General features: G+C 46.5%; 9 protein-coding genes. 6 read left to right on the top strand and 3 right to left on the bottom strand.

Features of this window, described 5'->3' with window-relative positions:
- Positions 1-138: 138 nt before the first annotated feature.
- Both Q0274_RS07635 and Q0274_RS07630 read right to left on the bottom strand, forming a co-directional pair.
- Complete coding sequence (locus tag Q0274_RS07635) at positions 139-555, bottom strand: polymer-forming cytoskeletal protein (RefSeq protein ID WP_298028663.1); 417 nt, start codon at positions 553-555, stop codon at positions 139-141.
- On the bottom strand, positions 507-1427 hold the full coding sequence (locus tag Q0274_RS07630) for a M23 family metallopeptidase (RefSeq protein ID WP_306528386.1): 921 nt from the start codon (positions 1425-1427) through the stop codon (positions 507-509). The genes Q0274_RS07635 and Q0274_RS07630 overlap by 49 nt, the downstream gene beginning before the upstream one ends.
- A 165-nt stretch (positions 1428-1592) precedes the next feature.
- Between Q0274_RS07630 and Q0274_RS07625 the strand changes: the two genes are divergently transcribed.
- Both Q0274_RS07625 and Q0274_RS07620 read left to right on the top strand, forming a co-directional pair.
- Positions 1593-2036 carry a DNA starvation/stationary phase protection protein gene (locus Q0274_RS07625; protein WP_005873145.1) on the top strand — a complete coding sequence of 148 codons (444 nt, stop codon included), beginning with the start codon at positions 1593-1595 and terminating at the stop codon, positions 2034-2036.
- Between the two features lie 374 nt (positions 2037-2410).
- A complete protein-coding gene (locus Q0274_RS07620; protein ID WP_298028661.1) occupies positions 2411-2959 on the top strand; it encodes a hypothetical protein in 549 nt (182 codons plus the stop codon).
- Between the two features lie 278 nt (positions 2960-3237).
- Here Q0274_RS07620 and Q0274_RS07615 read toward each other — a convergent pair whose 3' ends face one another.
- The gene (locus Q0274_RS07615; RefSeq protein ID WP_177387424.1) at positions 3238-3594 is read right to left on the bottom strand and encodes a histidine triad nucleotide-binding protein; all 357 of its coding nucleotides are present in this window, start codon (positions 3592-3594) and stop codon (positions 3238-3240) included.
- Positions 3595-3724: 130 nt separating this feature from the next.
- Between Q0274_RS07615 and pheS the strand changes: the two genes are divergently transcribed.
- Genes pheS through Q0274_RS07595 form a run of 4 tightly spaced genes read left to right on the top strand, consistent with a single transcriptional unit; the run spans position 3725 to position 9144 of the window.
- A complete protein-coding gene (gene pheS, locus Q0274_RS07610) occupies positions 3725-4720 on the top strand; it encodes a phenylalanine--tRNA ligase subunit alpha (protein WP_298028658.1) in 996 nt (331 codons plus the stop codon).
- Positions 4717-7047 (top strand): phenylalanine--tRNA ligase subunit beta, encoded by a 2331-nt coding sequence (pheT, locus tag Q0274_RS07605; protein ID WP_298028656.1) that lies wholly within the window; start codon positions 4717-4719, stop codon positions 7045-7047. The genes pheS and pheT overlap by 4 nt, the downstream gene beginning before the upstream one ends.
- Positions 7044-8318, top strand: coding sequence for a 3-phosphoshikimate 1-carboxyvinyltransferase (aroA, locus tag Q0274_RS07600; RefSeq protein ID WP_298028654.1), 1275 nt, complete (start codon positions 7044-7046; stop codon positions 8316-8318). The genes pheT and aroA overlap by 4 nt, the downstream gene beginning before the upstream one ends.
- A complete protein-coding gene (locus Q0274_RS07595) occupies positions 8308-9144 on the top strand; it encodes a 4-hydroxy-3-methylbut-2-enyl diphosphate reductase (RefSeq protein ID WP_298028652.1) in 837 nt (278 codons plus the stop codon). The genes aroA and Q0274_RS07595 overlap by 11 nt, the downstream gene beginning before the upstream one ends.
- The last annotated feature ends 45 nt before the right edge of the window (positions 9145-9189 follow it).

Below are 9189 nucleotides of genomic sequence, written 5' to 3'. Positions count from 1 at the left end.
ATGACACTCTAAGATCTCGCAAATATAAAAATCTAAGAATTCCAAAGGCTAGAAATTTTAAAATTTTAATATCAATCAGATTCTAAAACCCCGTTAGCTAAAGCCTTTAAAATCCCAAGAATTCTAAATGTGTGCGATTTATTCGCCTAAAGCTTTGTCGATGAGCTTGACGTCCTCGCTTGCACTGCCGTCCACTACCAAGGCCTGATCGCCGCCACTTACAGCGCTTTTTCCGTTAAATTTCGCGCCCACTTCGATGCCGAAGCTTTGCGATAGCACGTCGCCTACGAGCACACCACCGCCTAGCAGCTCGACGAGCTCGGCTTCGATATTGCCGAAAAATTTGCCGCTAATTACGATATGTTTGGCCCTGATCGAGCCGCGTGCGGTACCGTTTTTACCGATGACGACGGTATTATCGGAGATCACGTCGCCTTCGACATTGCCATCGATATGCAAAATGCACGACAGGTGCAGCTCCCCTTTGATGAGCGTGCCTGACGAGATTATTGTTGTTTGAGCGGTGTTTGCATCGCCTTTATTAAAGATTGCCATGGGACATCTTCCTCCTTAGTAAAAATTTCTTTGTAATTTTTTTCGTTCCAGTTAATGAAATTTAGCGGATCTAACGGCAGCTGCAAAAACCTAATCTCGTAGTGCAGATGAGGTCCGGTGCTAAGCCCGGTGTTACCGCTAAAAGCGATGAGATCGCCTTTGTTTACAAACTCGCCTACTTTGCGAGTTAAATTTGAATCCAAATGTGCATATCGTGTCGTAAAGCCGTAGTTATGGCGAATCTCGACTAGATTGCCGTAGCCAGTAGCGCCCGCGCCGCTGTATTGGATGATACCGTCTGCAGGCGCGTAGATAGGTGTTTTAGGCGGCGTACGTAGATCAACGCCCGGGTGAAACTGCTTGCGCTTTAAGATAGGATGGTTGCGCCAGCCGAATTTCTCGCTGAGCTGATGAGTGCGCATGACCCTGCCGTTTGGGATCTGCATAAAAATTTCTTTTATCAGCGCGTCGGAGAATTTTTCGTTGATGATCTTTTGCGCGCGCTCTTTAATCTCTTGTTCGGAAGTAGGCTTGATGTGAGATAAGCGGTCGATCGCGCGCTCATCCTCCTCAGGATCTAGCCCAAACTGATGCTCCAAATCCGAAATTTTACCCTCGATGGCTTCAAATTCCATCTGACTTGCCGCGATACCATCGCGAAGTTTTTGATTTAGCTCGTTAAGCTCGGTTTTGGTTCGCGAAAGGCTGTCGATTTTAGAGCCCAGATACCTGATATATAGCGCACCCGTAACGAAAACGGTAAAAACAAATAGCACCAAATATAACGCGATCTTTTTGATGATTTGCGAAAGCAAAAAATTCCTAGAGCCGTTAAGGTCGGTTATGGTTATCATAAATTTGTTTTTCATAATGCGGCATTATAATGCAGCATAGCTGAAATTTCAAAAAAATTGTAGATAAATTTAAAAGCTATTTAATTTCAAAATTTCACTAAAAGATAAAATTTATTACTTAGTATAATTATAATTTAAGAAAATCTTGCTATAATTACAGCAATTTTAAATAAAGGAGACACAATGTCAAAAACAGTAAAACAACTAAACAAACTTCAGGCGGACGCTCATGCGTTCTTTGTTGCATTCCACGATTATCACTGGAATGTTAAGGGCTTACAATTTGCGCAGGTTCACGCTTACACCGAGAAAGCATACGACGAGATGGGCGAGCTTTTCGACGATATGGCTGAGCGCGCGCTTCAAATAGGCGGTAAGGCCGTAACTAAGGCTAAGGATCTAATTGAGCTTTCAAAAGACGCTCCGATTAGCGTAAAAGATAGCTATAGTGTATCTGAGGTACTTGAGGATGTTAAAAAAGCCTATGAGTATTTGGTAAAAGAATTTAAAAAGCTTCAAGAAGTAGCCGAAGAAGAGGGCGACGATACGACTTCAAATATTGCGCAGGATCACTACGGCGATTATGAAAAACGCCTATGGATGCTTTCTTCAATGCTTTCAAAATAGTCTGATTTCGGCTGTGGAGCTTTCCGCGGCCGAGTCTAAATTTTAATCCTTTCAAAATTTATGGAGATGCGTATCTCTAATCTGCATTTTAAAATTATAGTACTCTCATCGTCGTTTAAATTAGCTACTAAAAATATCCAGCAAAATTACGAGCTAAAAGACGAAATATAAATGCAATTTCAACTAAACTAAAAATTATTTATATGCTATGAGTGTCTCAATCGTATTGTGGCGTGTGTAAGGCGCGCCAAATTTAGGTAGTGCAGGGAAAAACACTGCTTTTTATGCTAAAATGACTGTGATATATCGGTAAAAATGTCTAGCCATAAATTTTTTTGCTGGCATTGCAAAAAACCATACTTTAGGAGTTTAAGTTGAGTAAATATATTTTACACCGCATTTGCGCGGGTTGTGGTGCGACAACGGAGTTTGAGATTGCCGCTCGCGATATGGCGTTTGGTCAATTTGATGAAGCGGTTGTTAGAGCTAAGTGCGAGAAATGTGGCAGTTGCGAGTGTAAGAAAGTATGGGGTAGCAATATAGCCATTGACTCGGAGTTATTAAACGAGTGGGGACAAAATGCGGAGTTGAAATTTTGCTATAGTCAGGAGAGTATAATTGTAAGCGATGGTAAGGAGCAATTAATGCAGTATGAAAACGATGAGGACGTAAATTTATGTGATTTCTGCGATTTTGAGCTGCTTTTGGCAAATTTAGAAAATGAAAATTTTTTACCGCAAAAGCGCGGTACCATCGCATCCGCCCTTTGCACGGCGGCATATGATGAGAAAAATGAAGCACGACTAGAAAAGATGTATGAGCTTTTAACAGAGAACCGAGAAGCTATTGCGCGTTATAAGGAGTATATGTGGGACTTCATCATAGAGTACATTTTTCCTAAAATCGGGCTTGAAGCAGAATAGAATTTCGCAGTTTTTCTAGTGTTGGCAAAAAATCTGCGTACTATAAAATTTTGACGGATGAAATACGCTGAGTAGAATTTTATATGTTCTAAATTCTACTCAGCGGGTCTCTGCGTTTATAATTTTACACCAAGCAATTTTGTAATTTACAAGCTGAAATTCATACCATAAAAATTCGCATTAAAGCCTTGCAGATAAAAATTTTGTATTACAAACCTTGACTTTTGCAGATTATATACTTTTCCGGCTAATTTTACAAGCTGAAAATTCTCAGACGATTAAAAATTCTCTTCGGTATTGCGGTCGCTGACACGGTCCCACGGCAGTTTCATTCCGCCTAGGATATGAAAGTGCAGATGCATCACCTCTTGACCTCCGTTTTCGCCGCAGTTGCAAACAAGACGGTATCCACTCTTATCAAGCCCCATTTTGCGAGTTACTTCTTGGATGAAAGCGCTCATTTTGCTCATCACTTCAGGCGGCGTTACTTGGAAGTTTTCGTAGCATTTCTTAGGGATCGCCAGGATATGGATCGGCGCTTTTGGGTTGATGTCATGGAAAGCCAAAAATTCATCGTTTTCTAACACTTTGTTGCACGGGATTTCGCCGTTTACGATCTTTTCGAAGACGTTCATTTTAGATCCTTTTATGAGGGTTGAAATTTAGCTGCGATTATAGCCAAAAAATCCAAACACGCAAATTTACCTAGCTTTTATCAAATTTTAACTACAATCGCGCCATTAAATTTAACTACAAGGATAGAATTTGCAAGAGATTAAAGCAAAAATCGACGCCGCATCGAGCTTAAGCGAGCTGGAAGCCGTGCGCTTAGAGCTTTTTGGCAAAAAAGGCATCATAACGCAGCTTTTTTCCGAGCTCAAATCCGCAGCGCCCGAGCAGAAAAAAGAGCTTGCCGTAAGCGCGAATGAAAAGCGCGATTATTTCAGCGAGCTCATCGCTGCAAAAAGGGCGAGCCTGGAAGCAGCAGAGCAAAAAGAGGCGATGAAAAATGAAGCAATCGACGTCACGCTTTTTAACGAAAACGTAAGCTGCGGAGCGCTGCACCCCGTAATGGAGACGATGGATAAGATCATAGACTACTTCATCGCGCAAAATTTCAGCGTCGAAAGCGGCCCGCTCATCGAGGACGACTTCCATAATTTTGAAGCGCTAAATTTACCCAAATACCACCCTGCGCGCGATATGCAAGATACGTTTTATCTAAATGACGGGCGGCTGCTACGCACGCACACCAGCGGCGTTCAGATCCGCACAATGGAGAAATTTAAAGCTCCGCCGGTGCGTATGATCGCCCCGGGCGCGGTCTTTCGCCGCGATATGGATCTAACCCACACGCCGATGTTTCATCAGGTAGAAGGTCTCGTAGTCGAGCAGGGCGATCGGGTGAGCTTTGCAAATTTAAAATACGTTTTAGAGGAATTTTTGCGCTATATGTTTGGAGACGTAAAAGTGCGCTTCCGCCCGAGCTTCTTTCCGTTTACGGAGCCAAGCACCGAGGTCGATATCAGCTGTATTTTCTGCCACGGCGAGGGATGCCGCGTCTGTAAACAGACGGGCTGGCTCGAGGTGCTAGGCAGCGGCGTGGTCGATCCTAACGTCTTTAAAGCGGTGGGCTGGAAAAACGTCAGCGGATACGCATTCGGGCTCGGCGTGGAGAGATTTGCGATGCTGCTACATGGTATTCCCGATCTGCGCTCGCTATTTGAAGGCGATATTAGATTATTGGAGCAGTTTAAATGATAATAACGAGAAATTGGTTACAAGAGTGGATCGACATAAGCGAAATTTCAAGCGAAAGGCTGCTTTCTACGCTAAATTCCATCGGTCTTGAGGTTGACGCTCACGATAAAATTTCACTTCCTAAAGGCGTCGTCGTAGGACTCGTAAAAAGCAAGCGTCGTCACGAGAATTCCGATCATCTAAATGTCTGCGAGGTTGATGTCGGTAAGCAGAGCCTGCAGATCGTCTGCGGCGCGAAAAACGTCGAGGCAGGGCAATACGTCGCAGTTAGCCTAATCGGCGCCGTGCTTCCTGGCGGACTTGAGATCAAGCCTGCCAAACTTCGCGGCGTGGAGAGCTTTGGCATGATCTGTTCGGCAACGGAGCTTGGACTTGCTAAGACGAATGACGGCATTATGGTGCTTGATAGCAGCATCGGCGAGCTTGTGCTAGGTAAAGAGCTGCGCGAGTATGAAATTTTTAATGATGATCTTATCGAGATCGAGCTTACCGCTAATCGCGGCGACTGCCTTAGCATCTTAGGCATAGCGCGCGATCTAAGCGCGGCACTTGATCTGCCGCTAAAGGAAAAGCACGAATTTGAAGATGCCGACGGAGCGCCTGGTATCGGTAGAATTTTAAGCGTGCGTGCAAGCGACGAGGTAAGCGCTAAATTTGCTTTTCGAGCTTACGAGATCAAAGGCGAGCTAAAGTTAAATTTAAAGCAGACCTTGCGTCTTGCAAGCGTTGGTGTTTTGCAAAGCTGCGCGGTGCAAAATTTCATCAACTACGCTACTCATTCTACCGGAGTATTGCTGCGCGCTTATGATTTTGAAAAGATCGCTTCCGCAGATGGCAAGGTGGCGCTTGACATAAAGCCTATGCCAAACGGCGAGTTCGGCGTTTATGCGGGCAAGAGACTGCTTAGCGTAGCAGGGATTTGCCAAGATGCGGAGCTAAAGGCGTGTTGCAGTAGCAAAGTGGTGCTATTAGAGGCAAACTATACCGCGCCACTAATTATCGCCAAAGCAGTAAACGAAAACAAAAGCTTAAAGGGCGATGAGCACGTGTATCGCTCAAGCAGAGGCAGCGAGCCAAAGCTTAGGCTAGGGCTAGATCTGCTATTTAGATTGCTACTTAAAAATAAAGCCGTTAGCCTATATGCGGGCACACAAAAGATTTCAAATGCTTTGGAGCCGCTCATCGTGGGCTTTAGCGAAAAAGAGATAAACTCAATGATCGGCGCGCAAATTCCGCGCGATAAGATCGTAAAAATTTTAAAAAGGCTAGGTTTTGATGTAGGCGTCGAAGCCGATCTAATCACCGCCAAGGTGCCGCCCTTCCGCCACGATATCGTAAATTCTCACGACGTGTGCGAGGAGATCGTGCGTATCGTGGGTATCGACAATATCGCCGCCGCGCCGCTAAGCTTCTACGAGAAAAACCGCCTAAACGATACCTACGTAAGCTTATGTAATGGACGCAAGCTTCGCAGCAAGGCGGCAGCAGTAGGATTTTTCGAGTGCGTGCATTATGTATTTGACGATAGCAAGGCGCTAGAAGGCTTAGGCTTTGTGCCGTGCAAGGTTAAAATTTTAAATCCGATCAATGGCGAGCTGGACGCGCTAAGACCGACGCTCATTAATCATCTGCTAGAATCTGCTGAGCGAAATTTAAAGAATTCCCGCAGAAGCGTTAAGCTTTTTGAGCTAGGAGAGGTATTTGATACGGACGGCTCGCAGAGCCTAAGGCTGGGCTTTATTGCTAGCGGACTAAAGGCGGAGCCTTCCATCGCGGCCGGCGCAAAACCCGCTGCGGTGGATTTTTTGTATTTTGCAAATTTAATCCAAAGCGTCATCGGTAAATTTAAGGTCAGGCTGCCCGGCGAAAATTTGAAATTTTTAAGCGAATTCGAGCAAGCTCAGATCGAGCAAGGCGGCGAGATAGTAGGCTTTATCGGGCGCGTGGATTACGCCGTAGAAGCAGGGCGCGATCTGGATAAAAGCTATCTGTGCGAGATCGATTTTTCCAAGCTTAAATTCGAAAATATCGTAGCGGACGCTTATTCGAAGTTCCCTAGCGTATCGCGCGATCTAAGCATTTTGGTGCCTAGCGGAATGCGCTTCGAGCAGATCAAAGAGCGCATAGACGCCCTTAAAATCGAGGCGCTAAAGGAGCTTATCCCAAGCGATCTTTATAGCGACGAAAGCCTGGGCGATTCAAAGAGCCTGACGATCAGACTTGTATTTCAAGACCTTCAAAAAACGCTCTGCGACGAGGAAGTAGCGGGCTTTACCGATAAAATTTTAGCCGCGCTTAGCAGCGAGCTGGGACTTGGGCTGCGATGAGAATTTTTGCGCAAGCGGGCCCTTTGCGGGCGGAGATTTCAAATATCGCCGCGGACAAATCGATCTCGCACCGCACGGCGATCTTTTCGCTGCTAGCGGAGGGGACGAGTAAAATTTCAAACTATCTAGCCGCCGAGGATACGCTAAATACACTAAAGATTGTGGAGCTTTTGGGCGCTAGCGTACAGCGCGTAGAGGGAGAAATTCTGATCACTCCGCCGGAGGTTATCAAAGAGCCGAACGTCCCGCTTGATTGCGGCAACTCGGGCACTGCTATGCGGCTATTTATGGGCTTTTTGGCAGGGCGCGAGGGCTTTTTCGTGCTGTGCGGCGATCGGTATCTAAGCGAGCGCCCAATGAGGCGCGTTGCGGATCCGCTTTGCAAGGTGGGCGCTAAAATTTACGGACGAGCAGGCGGCGAAAAGGCGCCTATTGCGGTGCTCGGGCAAAAGCTCGGATATTTTGAATACGCGAGTAAAATCGCGTCCGCGCAGGTTAAGACCGCTCTGATTTTAGCGGCCTTGCGCGGCAGCGGGTGCAGGTTTAGCGAGCCAGAGCTTAGCCGCGATCATAGCGAGCGGATGCTAAAAGTGATGGGCGCGCAAATTTCACGCAACGGCCTTGCGATCGAAGTCGCGCCACTTGGCTCGCCGCTTAAACCGCTTGAAATTTTTATTCCAAACGACCCCAGCTCGGCGTTTTTCTTCGCCGTAGCCGCAGCGATAATCCCAGGCTCGCGCATCGTGCTAAAAAATATGCTGCTAAACAAAACTCGCATAGAGGCGTATGAAATTTTAAAACGCATGGGCGCCGAGGTAAAATTTCACAAAACAAGCGAAATTTACGAGCAGATCGGCGATATAGAGGTCGCTTACGCGCCGCTTTACGCCGTGGAGGTGAGCGAAAACATCTCGTGGCTGATAGACGAGGCGCCTGCGCTTGCGATCGCCTTTGCCTGCGCACAGGGAAGTAGCGTGCTTAGAAATGCCGCCGAGCTGCGCGTAAAGGAGTGCGACCGCATAAAGGTAACCTGCGAAGGGCTTCGCGCCTGCGGTATCAAGGCGCGCGAGCTGCAGGACGGCTGGCATATCGAAGGCGGCGAGGCGAACGCGGCGATCATCACGCCGTGCGGTGATCACCGTATCGCAATGAGTTTTGCGATTTTAGGCCTAAGATCGGGGATGATCATCGAGGATAGCGATTGTATCGCGACGTCGTTTCCGAACTTCGCCGCGATTTTAAGACAGATCGGAGCCAGCGTTGAAGATTGAGATGGCTAAAAGCTACGGCTTTTGCTTTGGCGTCAAGCGTGCGATCAAGATCGCAGAAAGCGCCGGCGAGGCCGCTACGATTGGTGAACTCATACATAACGCCGAAGAGATCAATAGGCTAAGGCAAAATTTCGGCGTCAAAACCCTGGGGGGCGTTAGCGAGATCAAGGACGAGCAAAAGCTCATCATCCGCACGCACGGCATCCAAAAGGACGATCTGCAAAACCTAAAAGCGCAAAACAAGCAGCTCATCGACGCTACCTGCCCTTTCGTAACCAAGCCGCAGCAGATCGTAGAAAAGATGAGCGCGGAGGGCTATGATATCGTAATCTTCGGCGATAAAAATCATCCCGAAGTAAAGGGCGTGAAATCCTACGCCAAAGGAAGAGTATGCGTAGTGCTGGAGCCCGCGGAGTTACTGCAGATCAAGCTTGGACCTCGCGTCGCGCTCGTTTCGCAGACTACGAAAAAGATAGAAAGCTTTACTAAAATCGCGGATTTTTTGATGCAACGCGCAAGGGAGCTGAGAATTTTTAATACGATTTGCAATGCGACGCTGGAAAATCAAGAGGCTGTAAAAAGCCTGTCACAAAAGGCCGACGTGATGATAATCGTAGGCGGGAAAAATTCCTCCAACACCAAGCAGCTTTTTTTAATCTCGCAAAATTTTTGCAAAGACAGTTATCTTATAGAAAACGAAAGCGAGCTTGAACGCTCGTGGTTTGAAAACAAAAGCCTCTGCGGCATCTCCGCAGGAGCTAGCACTCCCGATTGGATCATCAAAAAAGTAGTAGCGCGAATCGAAAATTTAACGCAGAATTTATAAGCCCTCTTATCAAATTTACTCTTAGAAATTTATCAAATCGAAAGC

Source organism: uncultured Campylobacter sp. (assembly GCF_937973075.1).
Classification (GTDB): domain Bacteria; phylum Campylobacterota; class Campylobacteria; order Campylobacterales; family Campylobacteraceae; genus Campylobacter_B.
Note: the sequence above shows the minus strand (reverse complement) of the source record. Positions and strands in the feature narration are given on the sequence as shown.

Coding starts and splice junctions, on each gene's coding strand:
- Q0274_RS07635 (WP_298028663.1), bottom strand. CDS start 555: ATGGCAATCTTTAATAAAGGCGATGCAAACACCGCTCAAACAACAATA.
- Q0274_RS07625 (WP_005873145.1), top strand. CDS start 1,593: ATGTCAAAAACAGTAAAACAACTAAACAAACTTCAGGCGGACGCTCAT.
- Q0274_RS07615 (WP_177387424.1), bottom strand. CDS start 3,594: ATGAACGTCTTCGAAAAGATCGTAAACGGCGAAATCCCGTGCAACAAA.
- pheT (WP_298028656.1), top strand. CDS start 4,717: ATGATAATAACGAGAAATTGGTTACAAGAGTGGATCGACATAAGCGAA.
- aroA (WP_298028654.1), top strand. CDS start 7,044: ATGAGAATTTTTGCGCAAGCGGGCCCTTTGCGGGCGGAGATTTCAAAT.